Raw genomic sequence first — 21,871 nt, 5'->3', positions numbered from 1 at the left:
CGGGGGGGCAGGCGGCGTGGTGATACCGCCGCCGCCCCCGCCACCGCCGCCGCCACACGCGGCCAGTGTCAAAGACAGCAGAGATAGGCTCCAGGCCGGCTTAATGAGTCGGCGCAGTGGGGCTCCGGTGGGCTTGTACTGGGTCATGGGGCGGGCCGTTGGACGCTTTGGTAGCAAACACTGTGCCGTCGATGGGGTTAAGTAAACACGTTCGGCCGTGCGCATTTTCGTGAACGGAACGGCACAAAAAAGCCCGGCGCGGGGGCCGGGCTTTTCTGGGAAAGACTGGCGGGCTTAGTCGCGCAGCAGTTCGTTCACGCCGGTCTTGGCGCGAGTTTGGGCATCCACGCGCTTGACGATGACGGCGCAGTAAAGCGACGGGCCACCGTTCGGATCCGGCAGAGTGCCCGGAACCACGACCGAATAGGCCGGAACTTCGCCGCGATAGATTTCGCCGGTGGCGCGGTCGACGATCTTGGTCGAGGCCGACAGGTAGACACCCATGGCCAGAACGGCACCTTCACGCACGATCACGCCTTCGGCGACTTCGGCGCGGGCACCGATGAAGCAGCCATCCTCGATGATGGTCGGATTGGCTTGCAGCGGCTCAAGCACGCCGCCGATGCCGGCACCGCCCGAGAGGTGGACGTTCTTGCCGATCTGGGCGCAAGAGCCGACGGTGGCCCAGGTGTCGACCATGGTGCCTTCACCGACATAGGCACCGATGTTCACGAACGACGGCATCAACACCACCGATTTGGCGATGTGCGCGCCGTGGCGGACGATCGCACCCGGTACCGAACGGAAGCCGGCATTTTGATAGTCGGTGGTGGTCCAGTCGCCGAACTTGTTCGGCACCTTGTCGAAGAAGGGACCGACACCCGGTGCCGGGCTGTTCATGCCGCGCTCGCCGGCGCGCATGATGACATTGTCGTTCAGGCGGAAGCCCAGCAGCACGGCCTTCTTAAGCCACTGATGGGTCGTCCAGACGCCGTCTTCGCCACGGGTGGCCACGCGGGCCTCGCCCGAATCCAGCAGGGCGAGGGCGGTTTCAACGGCTTCGCGCACTTCGCCCTGGGTGGCACGGCCGATGTCGGCGCGGTTTTCCCAAGCGGCTTCGATCACGCTTTCGAGTTGGGCAAGTTTGGTCATTGCGGATCTCCGTCAAGAATGGCGGTCGCCAAAAAGGGGGCCAAGGATGCGGCCCTATAATCAATGTAATCGCCTTCGGCACTAAAGGCCTTGGGACCGACCAGAACCGTCTTCATCCCGATGGCCTTGGCCGGAGCCAGATTCTGCGGTGTGTCTTCAAAGAAGCAGGCGGTGGTCGGATCGATGCCGAACTTGGTCAGCATCTTTTCAAAGGTGCGCGGGTCTGGCTTGGGGATCAGATCGGCGTCTTCCAGTGCGAAGACGCCGTCAAACAGATCCGTCAGACCCAGTTTGTCCATCACACGATGGGCATGAACGCTGGAGCCGTTGGTGAAGATGACGCGGCGGCCGTTCAGGCGCTCCAGACCCAGACGCAGGGCCTGATCGGGTGCCAGCACGTCCAAAGGCACATCGTGCACCTCGGCCAGGAAGTGGTAGGGGTCGATCTGGTAGCGCGTCATCAGCCCCGCCAGCGAGGTGCCATAGTCATGCAGAAAGCTTTTCTGCATGACCAGCGCTTCATCGGCTGGCAGACCCGAGGTGCGGACCACATAGTCGTTGATGCGCTTTTCGATCAGGCGCATGAACTGGCTTTCGACGGGATAAAGGGTGTTATCCAGATCAAACACCCAGTTGGTCACGCCCGTCAGATCGGCTTCGTGGTCGGTCGGCAGATCCCCCAGATCGGCCGTGACAATATCTTCCCCTGCCTGCTCCCAGCTCACTTCGCCGTCACCAGAGTGCCCGAACCGTTCTCGGTGAACAGCTCGACCAGCATGGCATGCGGACGGCGACCGTCCAGAATAACGACCGCCTCAACACCCGCGCGGACAGCCGCCATTGCGGTCTCCAGCTTGGGGATCATGCCGCCGGTGGCGACGCCATCGTCGATCAGCTTCTGGGCCTCGATCAGAGTCATCTGGCGGATGATCTGGCCGTCAGCCCCCTTCACGCCGGGCACGTCCGTCAGCAGCAGCATGCGCTTGGCGCTGAGCGAACCGGCAATCGCACCGGCCACTGTGTCGGCGTTGACGTTATAGGTCATGCCGTCCTCGGCCACGCCGATCGGGGCAATGACCGGAACCCAGTCTTCGGTTTCCGAGGCGATCAGGCCCTTGATCAGTTTGGGGTCTACCTTGGTCGGCTCGCCGACAAAGCCCAGATCGACCTCGTGCTCGATCATGCTGTCCGGGTCGCGCTTGGTGCGACGGGTCTTCTCGACCGTCAGCAGGCCAGCGTCCTTGCCCGACAGGCCTACGCCACGCACGTCGGCTTCTTTACCCGCGACCGTGATCCAGTGGGCGATCTCTTTGTTGACCGCACCTGACAGCACCATTTCCGCAACGGCCATGGTGTCTTTGTCAGTGACGCGCAGGCCATCGACGAAGCTGGTCTTCACACCGGCCTTGTCCAGCATGGCGCTGATTTGCGGACCGCCGCCGTGGACAACCACGGGGTTCACGCCCATCAGCTTCAGCAGCACGACATCCGCGGCAAACTGTTTGGCCACGGTGCTTTCGCCCATGGCGTGGCCACCATATTTGATGACCACAGTCTCCCGGTCATAGACCTGGATAAAGGGCAGGGCCTCGGCGAGTGTTTTCGCCGTTTCCCAGCTGCGCTCTTCGGATTGCTGATCAACTTCGCTCATGATGCGCGCGATACGCTTTTCAGCTTTCACTGTCACGAAATTTCATAGCTTTAAGGCGCTGGAAACATGATGGCGCGCGTTCTGTGCCATTCCAGTGGTAAAATATGCGAGCCACTTGATGATGGTAATAGAATATGCTGTTTTCGATCTAGCGAACTGGCGTTACTGCATGCGCTTGTGTAATGCCAAGGTCTCCCATTTTAGGTGGAATAGAGAATACTGTGTCGATATATCCAGTCATTATGTGTGGGGGCGCTGGGACGCGTCTTTGGCCATCGTCGCGTCCAAATAGACCTAAGCAGTTTATTGCCTTACACGGACAGTATTCATTGTTTCAAAATACGGCTTTGCGGGCCGCTCGCCTGCTTGATGCTGGTGGCAATCTCATAGTGGTCTGTGGATTGCACCATGAGCCGTTTATTGTCGAGCAGTTGGCGGAGATCGGTCTCAAAGCTCAGGTGATACTTGAGCCGGAAGGCAGGGATTCCGCTCCGGCGATGACGGCGGCAGCGCTGTGGACGTCGCGAGTGGACCCGGTGGGGGTGAATGCGTTCATCTCATCGGACCATTACCTCCCGGACAATGACGCCTTTTATGTAGCAACTCTTCAGGCTGCAGAAGCGGCGCGGGTTGGACGTATTGTGACTTTAGGTGTCCAGCCAACGTCGCCTTCCTCTGCCTACGGCTACATTAAGCCGGCAGGCGAGGGGCTATCTGAGGTCGAAAGCTTTGTAGAAAAGCCTGATGAAGCGACTGCACAGCAATTTATTGACCAAGGTTTGTTATGGAATACAGGCATTTTTATTGCCCGATCTGATGTCTTTTTGGAAGAAGTAAGCAAGTTTGCGCCGACGGTTATCGATGCCGTCAAGAAGGCTCTAGGGAAGGAACCGGTTGTAGACGCGTTGGATTCGCCACTTTATCTCGCGCCATCGTTTGCCGCCGCGCCTAAGCTTTCAATCGATTACGCGGTAATGGAGAAAACCCGCAGGGCTTCTGTTCTACACGTTGACTTTGAATGGTCAGATTTAGGTGCATGGGACGCCGTCGCTGCCACGATGGCAAATGATCAGGACCGTCACCTGTTGATCGATTCGGAAGGAACTATTGCTCGCTCGCCTGAAGATGTCGTTGTCACCGTTTTGGGGGCTCGCAATCTGGCCGTTGTTGTCGAGCGCGATGCTGTGCTCGTTTGTGACCTCAACCGGTCTCAAGATGTAAAGGCTGTAGTAGAGCGATTAAAGACCGTTTCGCCTAAGCATCTTGATTTTGAAAAACGACAAACGCTCGATTTTACGTTTAACGGTCAACAGCTTCTAAGTTGGTTGAAGCTAAGAGCTCTTCCGGTCTGGTCTACGCTGGCCATACGCGACGACGGTATTTTTGCTGAAGCTATGTCTCTGGACGGCAATCAGGTTGAGGCTAATCACCGGCAAAGGGTGCAGGCTCGCCAACTTTTTTCTTTCATCAAATCGGGTCGATTGGGTTGGGCCGGTCCATGGCAAGAAATTGTGACACGTGGCGGAAAAGCTTTCGAGCGCTACTATATTGGCGAGGGTAACCAAGTTCACGGATTGTTATCACCTGCGCTTGGTATATTGAGCACGCCAGCATCAGTATACGATCAAGCTTTTAGTATGTTTGCGTTGGCATCTCTGAATAGCATTAATGGTGATTCTCGATACCAAAAACTGGCTGAAAATATCAGGGATCAACTGATACAGAAAATATTGCCGATTGGTGGCTTAGCTGAAACTGACGGGCATGCCTATCAGTCTAACGCTCACATGCATCTTCTAGAGGCCTGTTTAGCGTGGGGGCAGCAAGGTGACTCTAAGTGGATGGAACTTGCAGACCAGATCGTGGAATTAGCCTGTACAAAGTTCATAGACAAACAAAAGGGCTGTCTGCGCGAATATTTCGAGGCTGATTGGTCTCCAGCCCAGGGTGACATAGGGCGGCAAGTTGAACCTGGCCATCAGTTCGAGTGGGCATGGTTGCTCACGTGCTATGCGCGGCAACGCAATGTTCCGCAGTTAATAGAAGCAGCGAAAAAACTTTATTGCGTCGGCATGCGCGGCTACTCGCAGCAGAACGGCGTGATGGTCAACGCTATCGATCCGGACGGCTTGGTTTTGGATGGATCTGCCAGGCTGTGGCCCCAAACAGAGTGGATCCGCGCCGCGCTTATTCTCAGTGAACACGCCGATGATGTGGCGAAGCGAGCCTATCTTCGCGAGGCGGCAATGGGCGTGTCGGCACTTCAAAAATATCTAACGGACGATGGGCTATGGCGTGATCTGCTCTTGGAAGACGGCACGTTCAGAGAAGAGGCCTCTCCAGCCAGCTCGCTTTACCATATTGTAGGAGCCTGTGCGCAGTTGGTGCAAACTCTGCGTCGGATGGGCCGCGAGGCTTCGCTCGGGCGCGCCATGGAACCGAGTTATATGTAATTATGCGTAAAGAACACTAGGCTTCATAGCTTTGAAGCGCCCGTTTTATTAAGGTGTTGTTCAGTTTCTGTAGCGTCGATATCACGTTCGCCGGTGCAGTTGCAGAAACCGTTGAATTAGCGCCTCGACCTTAGCTGGAGAGGCTGTTATCTGCACCTTAGCGGTACGACAGTACCGTCTTCATCAACGATTCTTGGAGGGCCGCTTTCATGCGCGTCAAGAGTTTGATTCTGGCTTCCAGCGCGGCGGCCGCTCTGGCCATGTCTGCTGGTGCCGCTTCGGCTGAGCCGGACGGCTGGTACGGCGCTATCGACGCCGGCTACCACATCATCGACGACATCAATGCCGAAGCCTCGGCATCGGGTCACAACTGGAACTGGGAAGTGAACGACGGCTGGGCTGCTTTTGCTCGCCTCGGCTACCGTTTCAACCCGAACTGGCGCATGGAACTCGAGGGCGGCTACCGCTCGGGCGACATCGGCACCGTTCGCGCTGTGTCGGGCCCGCAAGGCCTGTGCAACAGCGGCACGGCTCCGGCCTGCCACTCGCCGGAAGGTGACATCACCTCCACCACCCTGATGGCCAACGTGCTGTACGACTTCGGCACCCCGGAGTGGACCCTGCGTCCGTTCGTCGGTCTGGGCGTCGGTGTGAACCGCGTGAACACGGACACCAACGGCCGTCTGCGTCAGCTGCCGGGTGGCAACTTCATCGCCGACGACTCGTCGACCGAGTTCGCTGCTCAAGCGATTGCCGGTCTGGCCTGGGCCATCTCGGACCGCGCCAACCTGGACCTGACCTATCGTTACCTGACCGGTGACATGGAATTTGAAACCGAGCAGGCTGCCTTCGGCACCTTCTCGGGTGACTATGACCAGTCCCACACCGTGACCCTGGGTCTGCGTTACGCCTTCGGCGCTGAAGAGGCTCCGCCTCCGCCGCCGCCGCCGCCTCCGCCGGCTCCGGCAGCCCGTCAGTTCGTGGTCTACTTCGACTTTGACCGTTCGAACCTGACCGCCGAGGCTTCGTCGGTTGTTCAACAGGCTGCTGCCTACGCCAAGACCGGCGCTCCGACCCGCGTTCTGGTCGTTGGTCACACCGATACGTCGGGTAACGCAGCCTACAACCTGGGCCTGTCGAACCGTCGTGCTCGCACCGTCGCTGATGCCCTGGTGGCTCAAGGCGTCAACGGTGGCGTGATCTCGCTGGACGGTAAGGGTGAAACCTCGCCGGCCAAGGCTACCGGTGACGGTGTCCGCGAGCCGCTGAACCGTCGCGCGACCATCGACATCAACTTCTAATCGGCTTGTTCGGCCTGAATCATTTCCAGGCCGGATACCGACAGAAGTTGTTCATAATAGAGGGCCACAAGTCGCCATGCGGGGATTTGTGGCCCTTTGTTTTTCCTGTTCGCAAATTTTTGGTATTTGCGATTCAAGCAAAGCGTCATAACAGAGCCGTAAGTCAGGAACTCTACCGTCTTCGGTCTCGAATTACTTGAACGCAGGGAGCGGCCTGAGCATTGTTGGCCCCATATGACGCAACGATATTTAACGGCCCGGGAGAAGGGCAGTCGTTGGCTGGGCGTAGGTTCTTGCTTGTCACATTACCGTTCGGCCCATTTGGTCGCCAGTTTCGTGATGCGCTCGTAGAGCAAGGCGCTGAGAAGGTTGACCGCGTTTTTTTCAATGCCGGCGATGCCTGGACGTGGCGTCGAAAAGGGGGGCTCCGCTTTAAGGGCGGCATAAATGAATGGCGTCTTGAGTTTTCGAAACGCGCCGCCGGATATTCGGATGTCGTGATCTTTGGTGAAAGTGGTGCCTATAACCGTGTTGTGACCGAGCAAGCGGCCAGCGTAAACGCCCGCATTTGGGTGCTCGAGAACGGATACTTCCGTCCAGACTGGGTTACAATTGAACGCAACGGCGTCAATGCGTCCAGCCAGCTTCCAAGATCAGCCGATGGCTATGGTGAACCTGTGCCGGAATTGCCGGTCAGCTATACGGTAGGACGCATTTTACCGTATCATGTGCTGAACATCAGCTTGTACCATCTTGCGCAAGGCGTGGGCTCGGTTTTCTATCCCCGCTTCCGCAACCCCTATACGATCCCGGTATGGCTCCAGTTCCTGGGTCATATTCAGCGCTATTTCCGATCGGCCTATCGCAAGAGCTGCGATTTCAGCGTCGAGCGCCTCAAAGCGAAGGGACCCTTTTATATCGTGTGTCTGCAGCGCGAGGGCGACAACCAGCTCGTTCGCTATTCGCGATTTGCGGACAATACCGCCTTCTTGGCCGAGGTCCTCGACAGTTTTGCCAAACACGCGAGTAAAGGGGCTCGGTTGGTGGTCAAGAACCACCCGCTTGATCCTGGCCTGATCGACTTTGACAACGTGGTCCGCAACCTGTCAGCCGAGAAAGGGCTGAATGGCCGCGTAGAATTCTGGGATGGGGGTAATCTCGCCGAAATGTGTCGTGCGTCGCACGGGATGGTCGTGAATAACTCAAGTGCAGCCTTGTCGGCGCTGGGCTTTGGCACTCCGGTAAAGGTTTTGGGCCAGGCGTTCTTCGATTTTGAGGGGCTGACTGACCAGAAGCCTTTGAGCCAGTTCTGGAAAAAGCCACAATCGGCCGATCCCGAGCTGTTCAAGCGCTTCCGTGCCCATGTCATAACAAAAGCACAAATTAACGGGAACTTTCACGAGCCTCGCGCGATTAAACGAACTGCGCGCGCTCTTGCGACGTTCTTGTGCCGCGCACACGACTGAATCTGCACGATTTCTCCCTGTGATCCACAGACGTGTGGCGCAGCGGACACCATTGGCCGGCGTCATCGTTCTGTCACATTACTGTCGCCCAACCTTCTGTCTGAAGGCCTAAATCCCCGCTCATCCAATGAACAAGTGCCCTCCTCACCTCTCGGGCACGACCAAGGGGATCACCGTCGTAATGTTCACTCGCAGCTTCGCCTACGGCGCGTCTGCCGCGGCCATTCTGCTGGCCACGTCTGGCGCCGCGTTCGCACAGGAAACCACTGGTGGTATCCGCGGCACCATCACCGACGCCGCTGGCGCTCCGGTTGCCAACGCTACCGTCGTCATCACGCACACGCCGTCGGGCACCAGCAACACTGTCGTCACCAGCGCGGACGGCGTTTACAACGCCCGCAACCTGCGCGTCGGCGGCCCCTACACCGTTAATGTGACGTCCTCGGAAGGCACCGTGAACGGTGTGCTGCCGGGCATTGGCATCGGCACCCCGGGCATCCTGAACCTCACTGTAGCCTCCGCGGCTTCGTCCGACGCCTACGCCGTCGGCGAAATCGTTGTGCGCGGCACCCGTGGTGGTGGCCTGCAAACCGGCCCGCGCACCCGCGTGAACGCAGAGCAGATCGAAACCCTCCCCTCGATCAGCCGCGACATCAAGGATTTCGCCCGTACCTCGCCGTTCGCGTCGGTTGACCCGACCAATGGCGACGCTCTGGTTCTGGGCGGTCAAAACAGCCGCATGAACGCCTTCATGGTCGACGGTACCCGTCAGGGCGATGACTTCGGTCTGGCTTCGAACGGCTATCCGACCGTCAACTCGCCGATCTCGATCTCGGTCCTGGAAGCTGTCCAGGTGGATGTTGCGCCTTACGACGTGCAGTACGGCAACTTCCAAGGCGGCGTGATCAACTCGGTCACCAAGTCGGGCGGCAACGAATTCCACGGTGAGCTCTTCTACGAGACCACCAACGACTCGATGCAGGGTGACAGCTTCTCCTACAAGGACATGACCACCCGTGAGGTCGAGGACCGTTCGGTTGGTGGCGACTTTGAGGAAACAACCTGGGGCGCAACCCTGTCGGGTCCGATCATCAAGGACCGTCTGTTCTTCCTGGCTAACTACGAAAAGTTCGAAGCTGTTCGTCCGGTCCTGTCGGGTCCGGCCGGTTCGGGCGCGACCAACGAAGTTCCGTCCATCACCCAGGCTGACGTCGATGCTGTTCGCAACCTGACTCAATCGGTCTACGGCTACGATCCGCTGGATTGGAAGGCCGACGAGATGACCGTCTTTGACGAGAAATATTTCGTCAAACTGGACTGGAACATCAACGACATGCACCGCGCGGTCGTGTCGTATCAACAAACCGAAGGGTCGACCCTGAGCCTGAGCGGTACGACCACCTCGGGTAACAACCAGTCGGTGGGTCTGCTGTCACAGGGCTATGATTTCCAGACCAACCTGATGTCCTACAAGGCTCAGCTGTTCTCGGACTGGACTGAAAACTTCTCGACCGAACTGGCATATACCCGCAAGGAAACCGAGAACGTTACCTCGAACCTGGGTGGCTCGGACTTCGCCGCGGTTCGTGTCATGCTGCCGGCTCAAGGCTCGGTTCGTCCGTCGATCTTCTTGGGCCCGGAGCGTTCGCGCCACGCCAACTCGTTGACCAACGACCTGGACCAGTTCCGTATCGTCGGTAAGTATCAGTCGGGTGCAAACCGCCTGACCTTCGGTTACGAGCGTGAAAACCTCGAAGTTTACAACGTGTTTGTGCAAGCCGCGAACGCCGAGTACGAATTCGCCTCGCTGGAAGACTACGAAGCCGGTCGCGCATCGTACATCAACTACCAAAACGCTGCCTCGAACAACAAGATCGACGGTGGTGCCTCGTTCGGTTACTCGACCAACGTTCTGTTCTTCCAGAACGAGTTCGACGTTAACGACAAGCTGACCCTGCGCGGCGGCCTGCGTTACGAGTGGTACGAGATGGACGACGAGCCGAAGCTGAACGAAGCTTTCGGTGAGAAGTACGGTTTCCGTAACAACTACACCCTGGACGGTATCAGCCTGCTGCAGCCGCGTGTCGGCTTCAACTACCGCGTTGACGACACCTTCAACATCTACGGTGGTTTCGGCCTTTTCATGGGCGGTTCGCCGAACGTTTGGGTTTCGAACAACTATTCGAACCCGGGTAACCTGATCGGTCAGTTCCAGTGCCGCCGCGACGGCTACACCTCGAACTTTGCCGGCAGCGGCGTTCCGGTCTGTTCGGCAGACGAGTTGGCTGCTCTCAACGTGACGGACGGCACCAACCCGGCACAGATCGCTAAGGACAAGGTCGCCCAGTCTGCAGCTCTGGGCACCGGCGTGATCAATGTGATCGATCCGGAATTCGAAATCCCGTCGATCTGGAAGTTCTCGATCGGCGCTTCGAAGGACTTCGATCTGTCGCGTTGGAACCTGGGTGAAGGCTGGAACGTCCGTTCGGAATATGTCCGTTCGGAAGTCGAAAACGCCGTCGGTTGGGTCGATCTGAACACGGAATCGCGCAAGACCGGCACCGGTCCGGACGGCCGCCCGATGTACTCGGGTCCGAACGGCAGCCAGGTCGTGCTGATGCTGACCAACTTCAAGGACGGCGAAACCGATCAGTTCACCATCGGCGTGAACAAGAACTGGTACGAGGGCTGGGCTGAAGGCCTGGGCTTCGACCTGTCCTACACCTATGTGGACTCCAAGGATGTCCACCCGGGCACGTCGTCGGTTGCCGCTTCGAACTACGGTCAAGTCGCCGTGTTCGATCCGAACAATCCGGGTCTGGCGACCTCGAACTACGAGATCGAACACTCGACCAAGCTGAACATCAGCTACCGTCGCGCCTTCTTCGGTGACTACCGCACCAGCTTCAACCTGTTCGGCGAGCGCCGCTCGGGCCTGCCTTACTCGCACACCATTTCCGGTGCGACCAACGGTGAAGCCAACGAGTACGCACGTCGTAACCGCATGCTGCTGTATGTGCCGACCCCGGATGCTTCGGGTGTCGTCACTGCCACCAGCGATCCGCTGGTGACCTATGGTGCAGGCTTCGACTTCGCAGGATTCAACAACTACCTGCAACAGTCGGGTCTGATGAAGTACGCTGGCCAAGCCGCTCCGCGTAACTCTTCGAAGTCGCCGGACGTCACCAAGTTCGACCTGCGCATCGCGCAGGAACTGCCGGCGTTCTTCCCGAACGGCGCGCGTCTGGAAGCCTATGTTGACATCGAAAACCTGGGCAACCTGCTGAACGATGAGTGGGGCGTGATCCAACAAGTTGGCTTCCCGTACTTCTCGCGTGGCGTGACCGGTTCGATGGACGCGAACCAGTTCCACTACTCGCAGTACCGCGATTGGACCGGTTCTTCGTTCAACAACCAGTCGGTCTGGCAAGTTAAGGTCGGCGTCCGCTACAAGTTCTAATAGCGGATCTCGATTACGAGACTTGATGGAAGGGCGGTCCGGCAACGGGCCGCCCTTTCTGTTTTGGGGTAGGGGTCTTTAGTGGGCTATCCATTGAAATGGGGGGCCGGAAGGCCTATCTCGCCCCGTTCGATTTCTCTTTAGTTTCACGCCCTTTCGAGGACGCCCCGATGACCACTGCTTCTATCCCCGCCGAATGGGCGCAGCACCGCGCGATGTGGGTGGGTTGGCCCAGCCATGCCGAGTTGTGGCAGGAAGATCTGGAAGACGCCCAGAACGAGGTTGAAGCCCTGGTTCTGGCGCTGGCGGGCGCTGGCCGCGAGCAGGTAAAGCTGATGGTCGGCAATGAGGAGGCGCTGGAGCCTGCGCGCGCGCGCTTTGCGGGTGTGGATGGCGTCGAAGTGGTGGCCGGTCGCTTTGGCGACATCTGGCTGCGCGACACTGGCCCGATCTTCAACGCCGCATCGGCCACGGCTCAAGCGTTCAAGTTCAACGGCTGGGGCGGTAAATACGATCTGCCGCACGACGATGAAGTGGCTGACCAGATCGGCGAGCAGTCGGACGTGGCCTTGACCCGCCATGACTTCATTTTAGAAGGCGGCGCAGTCGATCACGATGGTGAGGGCACGGTCCTGACCACGCGCCAGTGCGTGCTGAACCGCAACCGCAACACCGGCTGGACCGAGGCCGAGGCCGAAGAGGCCTTTGCCAAGGCGCTGGGCGCCAAGAAGGTGATTTGGCTGGGCGATGGCCTGCTGAACGACCACACCGATGGTCACGTCGACAATCTGGCCCGCTTTGTCGCGCCCGGTGTGGTCGCGTGCCCGATTGCCTTTGGTCCGAAAGACCCGAATGCGGAAGTCTATGACGAAACCGCCCGTATCCTGTCAGCATCGACCGATGCGGCGGGACGCCAGATCAAGGTGCTGCGCATTCCGTCGCCGGGACTGGTACTTGACGAAGACGAGCGTCCGATTCCGGCCAGCCACATGAATTTCCTCATCGCCAATGGTGCGGTGGTGGTACCGACCTATGGCAATGACATGGCCGCGCGTCTGGCCTGCGAGGCCTTGGCCACAGTCTATCCGGATCGCAAGATCATTCCGTCGCCGTCGATCGCCATTTTGACCGGCGGCGGTTCGTTCCACTGCATCAGCCAGCAGGAGCCTGCCTAATGGCCCGTAACATCACCGTTGCCGGTATCCAGACGTCCTACGGCAACGATCTGCAGGACAATATCGACAAGACCATCGGCTTCATCCGCGAGGCGGCTTCGCGCGGTGCGCAGGTGATCCTGCCGTCCGAACTGTTTCAGGGCCCGTACTTCTGTGTCTCGCAGGAAGAGCACTGGTTCGAACACGCCTATGAGTGGGACAAGCATCCGTGCGTGACCCAGCTGCAGCCGATCGCCAAGGAACTGGGCGTCGCCATTCCTGTCTCGATCTTCGAGCGCGAAGGCCCTCAGTATTATAACTCGCTGGTCATGCTGGATGCCGACGGTGAGGCCATGGGCGTCTATCGCAAGAGCCACATCCCCGATGGCCCCGGCTATCAGGAGAAGTATTACTTCCGCCCGGGCGATACCGGCTTCAAGGTCTGGAACACCCGCTTCGGCAAGGTCGGCGTCGGTATCTGCTGGGACCAGTGGTACCCCGAGACCGCCCGCGCCATGATGCTGCAAGGCGCAGAGGTGCTGATGTACCCGACCGCCATCGGCACCGAGCCGCATGACGACAGCCTCGACACCGCCGCCCCGTGGCAGCGCGCCATGCAGGGCCACGCTGTCTCGAACGTGGTGCCGGTCGTGGGGGCCAACCGCATCGGCCACGAACAGGTAACCGAGGCCGGCCAGACCTTCTATGGCCACAGCTTCATCGCCAACCATCGCGGGGATTTGGTCGAGAGCTTTGGCCGTGATGAGGAAGGCGTTCTGGTCGCCACCTTCGATCTGGACTTCCTGGATCGCCACCGCGCGGCGTGGGGCTTTTTCCGTGACCGTCGCACGGACCTGTACGGTCCGCTGACGGGCCCGAAACGCTAAAAGACTTGAAAGGCGGGGTTCAGTGCCCCGCCTTTTTTATTGGAGGCGATTGGCCGAGATGGTGTTGCCGGTGGCGTTGTCGCGGTTGTCGTTACTGCTGCCGAAGGGATAGCCGGCATCCGCCCCGCAATAGGTGCGACGGCCATTGCGTGCATTCTCGACCACCAAACGAGGCCGCAGCCATGAGGCTCCGGTGAAGGCATTGCCGGTGATGGCGTTGTGAGAGGGCGTCTGGTGACGGATCACGGCCCGCTCGCCACAGTTGCGGTACAGGAAGATGCCGGGCTTGCCCTGTAGATCAAAACGGTTGTCCGTGATGCGATTATAGGCCGAGCCATCGACCGCGATCTTCTCGCGTCCTGTGCGGGTCAGGATGCGGTTGTCGGTGATGCGGTTACGCGCGCTTTCTGCATCCAGATAGATGGCAGCTGCCGTGGTGGTGCCATTCAGGGTCGAACCCGTCAGTGACACCTCGGTCACCCCGGGCCCGACATACAGCGGAATGGATCCGCGACCGGTGATGGTCAGACCCTCCAGTTGGATACGGCTGGGGGCGGCAGCTTGAGCCCGCTGGATATGTCCCTGTAGGCGCGAAGAGGCGCGCAGATCGTCGTAAGAGCCATCCGCACCCATACCCCAGATGCGGACATTGCCGATGATCCGGCAGTTGCGGATGATGATGCCTGTGGGGCGCACCCAAACGCCGCCTGAGGCACTGTCAGCGGTCTTGCGCGACCAGATGCCCACGGTGGGCCGAGAGGTGGTCACGGAGCGCCCCTCGCGCCCCACAGAGCCCCCTTGGCAGTCGACAACCGTGCCGCTGGCCTCAGGTCCTTCCAGCAGCAGGGGGCGGGTGATGGACTGTCCCTCGGACAGTCGCACCGAACACGTCAGCCGCAGCGGTGTGTCCGTGTGTTGCAGCACCGCCTGCATCTGTTGAGGCGTGCAGTCCGGCTGCGGCGCGGTTCCGGTCAGCAGGCTGGCCATTACCCACAGAGCGATCACAGGCCAAGGTCTCGGATGGCCAAGGCGCGGCGCTCGGCGGCACAGCCGGGGTTGGTCTGGCCACGCGCCCGCAAGCTGGCCAGCTCGGCCTGCGCAGCTGTCAGATCGGCGCGAAACTCGGGCGAGCGCGCGGCCTGATCAAAGACGGCCTGACCTAAAGCGGCTCCCACGCGCACATCGGTGGGATAGTGCATGCCACAGATCGCGCGGCTGAGGGCGATCTGGCGACCGATTTCGTGGGCTTCGGCGGCCTTGTCGGGGGCAATTGCAGCCATTGCCGCGCCATAGGCGGCTCCGACCGTTGCGCTGCCGGACGGATAGGAGGGGCTGTTGCGACCGGCCGTCGAGACGGTCTGACAGGCTTCGCGGTCGGCATCATCGGCTACGGGACGGGCGCGGAAGGCGCGGCGCTTAACGAGTGTGGAAGCGGCCTCGGCGTCTTCGAACAGCTTGTCGAACAAGCGGGCCGTGGCCGGGGCCTGATGTTGGGCAGGGTCGTAGCGCACGCCCAGTACGCAGTCGAAATGCTGCAAAGCGAATGGAGAGCGGACCTCGGCATGGCTGGTGGCCAGAAGCCAGCGATCGGTATTTTCGAACCGGCGCAGGGCCTGCGAAGCCGCTTTGTCGGCTTGATCCGCCGTAGAGCCGGATGCGGGCGGGGCAGGGATGCGAGCGGCCAGCGCTGCCAGTGCGTCTTGGCTCAGATAGCCTTTATGGCCCGCTTCATCTTTAAGGGCGTGGGGCTGAAGACCGGCGGGCGTGCCCGCACAGCCTCCCATTAGGAGCAGCGAGACCGAGGCCACTGTCAAACGACGCGCGCATCTAGACATGGCCTCTAGCTCCTTTTGGGCGGACGTTAAGAGCGGGCCGCCTGCCACGTCAGTTGTACGGAAGTGTTGCCGTCTTCCATGGGGGCAGCGACGACCTGAAGCTCGGAGCCTTCACCACCGCGCGCGCCGATGGCGCGAGCGTGACCCTGGTTCATTTCCATGACCATGGCCAGACCTTCGGATTCGGCCAGTTGGCGGTAGTAGCTGACCACATCGTCCGCCGTGGCTTCAGTGGTGAACTCGGCCATACCGCCGCGCAGGCCTGCCTCGGTGGCGTTCAGCACAGGCTTGGACAGAACAGCATCGGGATACAGCGAGGCGAACAACGGCGCACCATTCGCCAAGGCCGCGCCGGTCTCCATAGAGACCTCGGCGGCCACATCTGCTGCCCGATGCGGAGTGGTATCGACCTGTCCGGTCGGCTGGGCCTCGACAGCAGCCGTCGCCGGGGCCTCGGCCACCGAGACTTCGGTCGTCGATCCATTTTCGCACGCCGTCAAAAGAACGGAAGCGGCCGCAAGAGTGGCAACTGTGACGTAGACCTTCATAGAGCGGAAGTGTCCTAATCGAACAAAATGTGTAGGCAAACTGAACTATGGCTATGGCAACAGCAAGTCCGTCAAACGGTGATTAGGCCTTGCCCTCGCCATCAGTAAGGCCATCCTCTTGCGGACGTGACTTAGTTGTCGCATCCGCCGTAACCTTGGCGTGTTCGTTTTTCAGTTCACGCCCTTTTTCCGCTAGGAAGGCGTTGATTTCCGTCGAGTCTTCGTCGTCGTCGGAACCTGAAGCGGAGCCACCGCGAAGCGAACCTGCGCGTGTGTCCGACCCACTATCGGTGCCTTGAAGCGCGTTTTTCAGCTTGTCTTCAACACGGCCCAGATCCGGGCGTTCGCCGTTCTGCTCCGCTTCGCGGCTCTCGGCGTTCTCGTGCGGCTTATTGTCGTCGGTCATCGCAGCGTCCTTGTGAAATGTCTTCAAAGGTTAACGCGCGTGGGGCTTGGCCGTTGCGCCTGCTGGCGTCCATGCCAAGGTCAGAAAATGCAAAAGGGCCCTGACGGCGTCACCGTCAGGGCCCTTGAGTTTTTATCGATCAGACCGTCGATAGCTTGCGCCTATCAGGCGAACAGCTTGGCCCAGTTGCGGGCTTCACGGTTCTTCCAGGCACCGCGGTGATAGGCGTCCGAGCCAATCAGCGGAACCACGGTGGTGGCTTCGGCGAAGACCATTTGTTCGTAGGTGGTCGAGACCTTACCCCACGAAGCGGCTTCCTTCAGGGTCGAGGACGAGCAGGCGCCGTCGCGGACGTCAGCCACGGTGATCTGCACGGCGTATTTGTGCATGTCGGCTTCAACGCCAAGGATTTCGGCGCAGACAACGGTGTCTTGAGCGAAGTTCTTCGGAACGCCGCCGCCGACCATGAACAGGGCAGTGGTGCCAGCAGCGATCTTGATGTCGGTCAGTTCGCGGAAGTCGGCGATGGCGTCCAGCACCATGTACGGCTTGCCTTCGGCAGCGCGTTCTTTCTGGTGCTTCACCAGACCGAAGCCGGCCGAGGAGTCGACGAAGGCCGGGCAGAAGATCGGCACGCCCTTTTCGTAGGCGGTCTGGATCAGCGAGCCAGGCTTCTTGGCGTTACCTTCCGACAGCCACTTGCCCATTTCCCAGATGAACTCGCGCGACGAATACGGGCGCGGCTCCAGGCGGTTGGCGATCTCGAGGATCGTGTGGTCGCAGGCCTGCAGTTCTTCTTCATCGATGTAGGTATCGTAGATACGGTCGATGTAGTTGTCGCGCAGGACGTTGTCGTCCACCGGACCTTCGGCTTGGTAGTGCTTGAAGCCGAGGGCCTCGAAGAAGTCCATGTCGACGATCGAGGCACCGGTGGCCACGACAGCATCGATCATGTTGTTCTGAACCATGTCACGGTAAACGTGCATGCAGCCGCCAGCCGAGGTCGAACCGGCCAGGATCAGCCACGGCGAGCAGTCCTTGTCTTCCAGAGCCATGTTGAAGATGTCGGCGGCGCGAGCGGTGTCGCGCGACGAGAACGACATCTTGCGCATCGAATCGATGATCGGACGGGCGTCGTAAGAGGTGATGTCCACGTGCTCGACAGTGTTGTTGAGCAGCTGAGCCTTCATGTTCGACTGAGCGGTCATTTCAGCGGTTTCCCTAAAGATTTGAGCGCCCGTCTAAAACTCAACAGCGGCCCGGACGGAGCGACGGGCCGCTATCCATACAAACGCCTTATGACGCTTTTGGCGCCACTAGGAGCGTTTTTGAACCGGCACCCCGTGCGGATGCCGGTTCGAAAGCAGGGTTATTTGCGACGCTTGCGCTGGCCGGCCTTGCCCTTCGGACGCGACAGACGAACCACCTTGCGCGAGTTTTCCTCGGCGGTGGTGCGTACAGTCGGGATCGAGCGCGGAGCCAGACCATAGAGCGAGGCCATCGGCGCATCTTCCACGGCCACCACTTCGTGCGAGCCATAACCGTTGAAGCCGGTCGACATGGCCACGCCATAGGCGCCCATCATGCCGATCTCGATAAAGTCGCCTTCCTTCACGTCAGCCGGAAGGAAGAACGGGCCGGGCATGTGGTCGATGGAATCGCACGTCGGGCCATAGAAGCGGAAAGGCTTCAGTTCCGACGAGGACTCATCGTCCCGAACCAGTTTGGTCGGGAACGGCCAACGCGAGTGCGTCGCATCGAACAGAGCCCCATAGGAGCCGTCGTTCAGATACAGGGCGTCACCCTTGCGCAGGTCGACACGGCACAGGATGGACGAGCTTTCGGCCACAATGGCGCGGCCCGGCTCGCACCACAGTTCCGTGGTTTCCGACACCGGCATGTCTTCAAAGCCGCGATGGATGGCATCGGCATATTCCTGCAGGTCGGGCGGGACCATGCCCGGATAGACCGACGGGAAGCCGCCGCCGACATCGACGATGTCTACAAAGACGCCAGCCTTTTTGATCGCGCGACCCACCTGGGTCATCGCGGCTTCATAGGCCGACGGACGCATGCACTGCGAGCCGACGTGGAAGCTTACGCCCATCAGGCCGTCTTGCACCGCCTGGCGGGTGGCCAACAGCAGGGCAGGGGCCTGATCCGGCGAGACGCCGAACTTGCCCGACAGCGAATAGGCGGCACCATCGGCAGACACGCCCATGCGCACGACCAGATTCAGGTCGGCAGCGTGGTCGGTCGACTCGAGGATCTTTTGCAGCTCGTCGTGGCTGTCCAGCACAAAGGTGCGAACGCCATAGTCGAAATAGGCCGACTTGATCGCGCCGCGGCTCTTGACCGGATGCATAAAGGCCAGACGTGCGTCGGTGCTGACCGAACGAACCAGTTCGATCTCGGCAATCGAGGCCACATCAAAGGCGTTCACGCCCGACGCTACCAGGGTTTCGATGACCCAGCGCGAAGGGTTCGCCTTCACTGCATAGAAGACGTCAGCCTTAAGATTATTCTGGAACCAGCGCGCTGCTACGGAAACCGAAGCCGGACGCACGAGTGCGACCGGACGCTCCGGGGACCGCTCACGGACCAGGTCCAGGGGAAGTTGGTACGTGCGCAATTCACGTAACCCCCTGTTAATTGTTAAACCCAGACCGGCGTTAGCGGCGCAAGAGGACCTTACGGGGTCCGCCGGAATGCGCGATATGGGGTCATTGGCCTGTGATGTAAAGAGGTAATTTTGTGGCGGGCGATTTGGGGCCTTTCCCACAGTTTTCTACGTAAGATTACGTATGCGACAGATGTCTGAACTGCCTCGCTATGGACGAAATCGACGCATACGTGTCATTAACACTTGCCCTTGCGCCCTTCTCGCGTCATGCGGCGCCCCCTTTGTCGCAACCTCATCCACGGGTTCATGAGTTCTTCAACATCCGCCGTCGCGTCCGTTCGCGACGTCTCGAAGACCTACGGGGCCAGAAAGGCGCTCGACGGCGTGTCCGTCGAGGTCGGCGCCGGTGAAATGGTCGCCCTTATTGGTCCTTCGGGTTCGGGCAAGTCTACCTTGCTCCGTTCCATCACGGGTCTTCATCCGATTGATCCCGGCGGGACGATCACCATCTTCGGCGACGTCGTTCAACAGAACGGGCGTGTGACCTCGGCTGTCCGCCGTGCACGTGGCCGTCTGGGCATGATCTTCCAGCAGTTCAATCTGGTGGGCCGTCTCAGCCTGTTTTCCAACGTTATGCTCGGCTCTCTGGGCCGTCTGCCTGCATGGCGCGGCTATCTGGGCCTGTGGCCCAAGGCCGACCGTGAAAAGGCGATGGCAGCCCTGCACCGCGTTGGCGTGTCCGAATATGCGGCCCAGCGCGCCAACACCCTGTCGGGTGGCCAGCAACAGCGCGGCGCGATTGCCCGCGTGCTGCTGCAAGGTGCCAAGGCCATTCTGGCCGACGAGCCTGTCGCGTCGCTGGACCCGGTTTCGGCCCGCAAGGTCATGGAACTGCTGGTCGAGCTGAACAAGCGCGACGGCATGGGCGTGATCGTGACCCTGCACCAGGTCGACTATGCCATCCGCTACTGCGACCGCGTGATCGCCCTGCAAAAGGGCAAGGTCGTGTATGATGGCCCTGCGACCGGTCTGGATACCCAACGTCTGATCGAAATCTACGGTCCCGAATATGAGGACGCGTTCTGGGAGGCCAAGGCATGACCCAATTTCGTATTTCGCGCCGCCTGATGGGCGTCATGGCCGGGGCCGCTCTGGCCGTCGGTCTTGCCTCGTGCGGTTCTGGCGGTGAAGGCAAGGCCGGTCAGGCCGAAGCCATCAATTTCGCCATCCTGCCGGCAGAGGGCCAGTCGTCCTCGGGTCCGCTGTGGCAACCGCTGCTGGACGACATGTCCAAAGCCGTCGGCGTGCCGGTGAAGCCCTATTTCGCCTCCAACTATACGGTTCTGGTCGAAGCCATGCGCGGCAACCAGATCCAGTCGGCGTGGTTCCCGGCCAAGACCGCCATTGAAGCGATCGATCGCGCCAATGGCGAGGTGGTGGCCCGCATCGTCGATCCGGAAGGCAATGACAGCTATTCCTCGACCCTGATTGTCAAGAAGGGGTCGGGCATTACGCTGCAGGACGTGCTGTCGTGCGGCAAGAAGTATGACTTCGGTATCGGTGATGCCCTGTCGACCTCGGGTACGCTGGCCCCGCTGACCTTCCTGTTCAATCCGGAAGGCATCGTGCCGGAGCAGTGCTTCAAGACCGTGCGCTCGGCCAACCATCAGGCGAACTCTTTCGCTGTGGCCAACGGTCTGGTGCAGGTGGCGACCTCGAACACCATCAACACCATCTTCATTGGTCGTCAAAATCCGGCCATTGCCGATCAACTGGTCGAAATCTGGCGCTCGCCTCCGATTCCGGAAGCCGGCATCGTGGTGCGTTCGGACCTTGATCCGGCTGTGAAGGAAAAGATCCGTACCTTCTTCCTGACCTATGGTCGCGGCGAAGGTGCCGAAGCCGACCGCCAGCGTGAAATCCTGAAGGCCCTGAACTATTCGGGCTTCAATCCGGCTGACGAAACCTATCTGAATCCGGTTCGCGAAATGGTGGCTGACCAGGCTCTGTCCGAGGCCAAGGCCAAGGGTGACGCCGGTGCGGTCCAACGCGCTGAAGCCGAGTTGCAGCGTCTGCGTGCCCTGCGTGAGGTCCAACCTTGAGTACTGCTCCTGTAACCGCCACGGCGGTGCCCAAGCCTCCGGTCAAATCGGCCGGAGCGTGGGCTCTGGACGCGTTGATCTGGGGCGGTGTCGCTGTCCTGCTGCTGATCAGCATCGACGCTGTCGACCTCAAGAATGTCACCCGTCTGTTCACCAATTCGGAGAACATGAAGGGCTTCGCCGCCGACCTGCTGCGTCCGAATTTTGCGGACTGGAAGCTGTTTGTTTCCAAGATGTGGGAAACGGTCCAGATCGCCCTGTGGGGTACCTTCCTGGCCATCTTCCTGGGCGTGCCCATGGGTCTGGCCGCCGCGCGCAACATTGCGCCGGTGTGGGTGGTTCAACCGGTGCGCTGGATCATGAACGCCCTGCGCTCCATCCCGGATCTGGTGATGGGTCTGCTGTTCGTGGTTGCGGTTGGTCTTGGCCCGCTGGCCGGTGTGCTGGCGATTGCGCTGAACACCGCTGGCGTGTTGGCCAAACTCTTCTCCGAAGCCGTCGAGTCGATCGACAAGGGTCCGGTCGAAGGCGTGCGCGCCACGGGCGCATCCAAGCTTCACGAGATCATGTGGGGCGTGCTGCCTCAGGTGGCTCCGCTTTGGACATCGTTTGCGCTTTATCGCTTTGAATCGAACAGCCGCTCGGCCACCGTGCTGGGTCTGATCGGCGCGGGCGGTATCGGTCAGGTGCTGTTCGACCGCATGAACGCCTTTGCCTTCAGCGACGTGTCGGCAGTCGTCATCGTGGTCGTCGTGGCCGTGACGCTGATCGATATGCTGTCGCAAGCCATGCGCAAGCGTCTGCTGTAACCGCGTCAGGTTTACGCAGACTGT

At 60.1% G+C, this 21,871-nt stretch carries 18 protein-coding genes; 9 read left to right on the top strand and 9 right to left on the bottom strand.

The genetic code is table 11. The features are described from left to right. Window positions 1-294: 294 nt before the first annotated feature. From dapD to argB, 3 genes are read right to left on the bottom strand one after another with little or no spacing between them, the layout of a single operon-like run. Entirely contained in the window at window positions 295-1,152 is an 858-nt protein-coding gene (gene dapD, locus B3B04_RS05895) for a 2,3,4,5-tetrahydropyridine-2,6-dicarboxylate N-succinyltransferase (RefSeq protein ID WP_292040933.1), read from the bottom strand. Then, a complete protein-coding gene (locus B3B04_RS05890; protein ID WP_292040929.1) occupies window positions 1,149-1,877 on the bottom strand; it encodes a pyrimidine 5'-nucleotidase in 729 nt (242 codons plus the stop codon). Before B3B04_RS05890 ends, dapD begins: the two co-directional genes overlap by 4 nt. After that, a complete protein-coding gene (argB, locus tag B3B04_RS05885; RefSeq protein ID WP_292040926.1) occupies window positions 1,874-2,803 on the bottom strand; it encodes an acetylglutamate kinase in 930 nt (309 codons plus the stop codon). The genes B3B04_RS05890 and argB overlap by 4 nt, the downstream gene beginning before the upstream one ends. A gap of 182 nt (window positions 2,804-2,985) precedes the next feature. Between argB and B3B04_RS05880 the strand changes: the two genes are divergently transcribed. The 6 genes from B3B04_RS05880 to aguB all read left to right on the top strand — a co-directional run bounded on the left by B3B04_RS05880 (window position 2,986) and on the right by aguB (window position 13,524). Further along, complete coding sequence (locus B3B04_RS05880; protein WP_292040923.1) at window positions 2,986-5,256, top strand: AGE family epimerase/isomerase; 2,271 nt, start codon at window positions 2,986-2,988, stop codon at window positions 5,254-5,256. Between the two features lie 209 nt (window positions 5,257-5,465). Next, window positions 5,466-6,557 carry an outer membrane beta-barrel protein gene (locus B3B04_RS05875; RefSeq protein ID WP_292040919.1) on the top strand — a complete coding sequence of 364 codons (1,092 nt, stop codon included), beginning with the start codon at window positions 5,466-5,468 and terminating at the stop codon, window positions 6,555-6,557. Between the two features lie 293 nt (window positions 6,558-6,850). Beyond that, complete coding sequence (locus tag B3B04_RS05870) at window positions 6,851-8,023, top strand: capsular biosynthesis protein (protein ID WP_292040917.1); 1,173 nt, start codon at window positions 6,851-6,853, stop codon at window positions 8,021-8,023. A 181-nt stretch (window positions 8,024-8,204) separates the two neighbouring features. Further along, on the top strand, window positions 8,205-11,483 hold the full coding sequence (locus B3B04_RS05865; protein ID WP_292040916.1) for a TonB-dependent receptor: 3,279 nt from the start codon (window positions 8,205-8,207) through the stop codon (window positions 11,481-11,483). A gap of 170 nt (window positions 11,484-11,653) precedes the next feature. Next, window positions 11,654-12,658: an agmatine deiminase family protein gene (locus B3B04_RS05860; protein WP_292040914.1), complete on the top strand. Its 1,005-nt coding sequence runs from the start codon at window positions 11,654-11,656 to the stop codon at window positions 12,656-12,658. Beyond that, a complete protein-coding gene (gene aguB / locus B3B04_RS05855) occupies window positions 12,658-13,524 on the top strand; it encodes an N-carbamoylputrescine amidase (RefSeq protein WP_292040913.1) in 867 nt (288 codons plus the stop codon). Before B3B04_RS05860 ends, aguB begins: the two co-directional genes overlap by 1 nt. 36 nt (window positions 13,525-13,560) lie before the next feature. Here the strand turns inward: aguB and B3B04_RS05850 are convergent, their stop codons facing one another. From B3B04_RS05850 to B3B04_RS05825, 6 genes are all read right to left on the bottom strand, one after another. Next, the gene (locus B3B04_RS05850; RefSeq protein WP_292040911.1) at window positions 13,561-14,529 is read right to left on the bottom strand and encodes a right-handed parallel beta-helix repeat-containing protein; all 969 of its coding nucleotides are present in this window, start codon (window positions 14,527-14,529) and stop codon (window positions 13,561-13,563) included. Further along, entirely contained in the window at window positions 14,526-15,359 is an 834-nt protein-coding gene (locus B3B04_RS05845) for a phosphatase PAP2 family protein (RefSeq protein WP_292040909.1), read from the bottom strand. Before B3B04_RS05845 ends, B3B04_RS05850 begins: the two co-directional genes overlap by 4 nt. Before the next feature lie 26 nt (window positions 15,360-15,385). Beyond that, a complete protein-coding gene (locus B3B04_RS05840; RefSeq protein WP_292040907.1) occupies window positions 15,386-15,907 on the bottom strand; it encodes a hypothetical protein in 522 nt (173 codons plus the stop codon). 82 nt (window positions 15,908-15,989) lie between these two features. Beyond that, window positions 15,990-16,313, bottom strand: coding sequence for a ribonuclease (locus B3B04_RS05835; RefSeq protein WP_292040905.1), 324 nt, complete (start codon window positions 16,311-16,313; stop codon window positions 15,990-15,992). Between the two features lie 164 nt (window positions 16,314-16,477). After that, window positions 16,478-17,521, bottom strand: coding sequence for a 1,9-bis(guanidino)-5-aza-nonane synthase (locus B3B04_RS05830; RefSeq protein WP_292040904.1), 1,044 nt, complete (start codon window positions 17,519-17,521; stop codon window positions 16,478-16,480). 161 nt (window positions 17,522-17,682) lie between these two features. Then, window positions 17,683-18,945, bottom strand: a complete 1,263-nt coding sequence (locus B3B04_RS05825) for a type III PLP-dependent enzyme (protein ID WP_292040902.1) — start codon at window positions 18,943-18,945, stop codon at window positions 17,683-17,685. Between the two features lie 297 nt (window positions 18,946-19,242). On the opposite strand from B3B04_RS05825, the gene phnC reads away from it, so the two are divergent. The 3 genes from phnC to phnE are packed head-to-tail and all read left to right on the top strand — an operon-like array spanning window position 19,243 to window position 21,847. Then, window positions 19,243-20,037 carry a phosphonate ABC transporter ATP-binding protein gene (gene phnC, locus B3B04_RS05820; RefSeq protein WP_292040900.1) on the top strand — a complete coding sequence of 265 codons (795 nt, stop codon included), beginning with the start codon at window positions 19,243-19,245 and terminating at the stop codon, window positions 20,035-20,037. After that, window positions 20,034-21,038: a phosphate/phosphite/phosphonate ABC transporter substrate-binding protein gene (gene phnD / locus B3B04_RS05815; RefSeq protein ID WP_292040898.1), complete on the top strand. Its 1,005-nt coding sequence runs from the start codon at window positions 20,034-20,036 to the stop codon at window positions 21,036-21,038. The genes phnC and phnD overlap by 4 nt, the downstream gene beginning before the upstream one ends. After that, window positions 21,035-21,847: a phosphonate ABC transporter, permease protein PhnE gene (gene phnE, locus B3B04_RS05810; protein WP_292040896.1), complete on the top strand. Its 813-nt coding sequence runs from the start codon at window positions 21,035-21,037 to the stop codon at window positions 21,845-21,847. Before phnD ends, phnE begins: the two co-directional genes overlap by 4 nt. Window positions 21,848-21,871 lie beyond the last annotated feature (24 nt).

The sequence above is a fragment of the Brevundimonas sp. UBA5713 genome (assembly GCF_002419815.1).
Lineage (GTDB): Bacteria > Pseudomonadota > Alphaproteobacteria > Caulobacterales > Caulobacteraceae > Brevundimonas.
Note: the sequence above shows the minus strand (reverse complement) of the source record. Positions and strands in the feature narration are given on the sequence as shown.

Bases quoted from the DNA above. Each gene is read 5' to 3' on its own strand.
- B3B04_RS05875 (WP_292040919.1), top strand. From the start codon at position 5,466: ATGCGCGTCAAGAGTTTGATTCTGGCTTCCAGCGCGGCGGCCGCTCTG.
- B3B04_RS05865 (WP_292040916.1), top strand. From the start codon at position 8,205: ATGTTCACTCGCAGCTTCGCCTACGGCGCGTCTGCCGCGGCCATTCTG.
- B3B04_RS05845 (WP_292040909.1), bottom strand. From the start codon at position 15,359: ATGTCTAGATGCGCGCGTCGTTTGACAGTGGCCTCGGTCTCGCTGCTC.
- B3B04_RS05840 (WP_292040907.1), bottom strand. From the start codon at position 15,907: ATGAAGGTCTACGTCACAGTTGCCACTCTTGCGGCCGCTTCCGTTCTT.
- B3B04_RS05835 (WP_292040905.1), bottom strand. From the start codon at position 16,313: ATGACCGACGACAATAAGCCGCACGAGAACGCCGAGAGCCGCGAAGCG.
- phnC (WP_292040900.1), top strand. From the start codon at position 19,243: ATGAGTTCTTCAACATCCGCCGTCGCGTCCGTTCGCGACGTCTCGAAG.
- argB (WP_292040926.1), bottom strand. From the start codon at position 2,803: ATGAGCGAAGTTGATCAGCAATCCGAAGAGCGCAGCTGGGAAACGGCG.
- aguB (WP_292040913.1), top strand. From the start codon at position 12,658: ATGGCCCGTAACATCACCGTTGCCGGTATCCAGACGTCCTACGGCAAC.
- B3B04_RS05880 (WP_292040923.1), top strand. From the start codon at position 2,986: ATGCCAAGGTCTCCCATTTTAGGTGGAATAGAGAATACTGTGTCGATA.
- B3B04_RS05830 (WP_292040904.1), bottom strand. From the start codon at position 17,521: ATGACCGCTCAGTCGAACATGAAGGCTCAGCTGCTCAACAACACTGTC.
- B3B04_RS05860 (WP_292040914.1), top strand. From the start codon at position 11,654: ATGACCACTGCTTCTATCCCCGCCGAATGGGCGCAGCACCGCGCGATG.
- phnD (WP_292040898.1), top strand. From the start codon at position 20,034: ATGACCCAATTTCGTATTTCGCGCCGCCTGATGGGCGTCATGGCCGGG.
- dapD (WP_292040933.1), bottom strand. From the start codon at position 1,152: ATGACCAAACTTGCCCAACTCGAAAGCGTGATCGAAGCCGCTTGGGAA.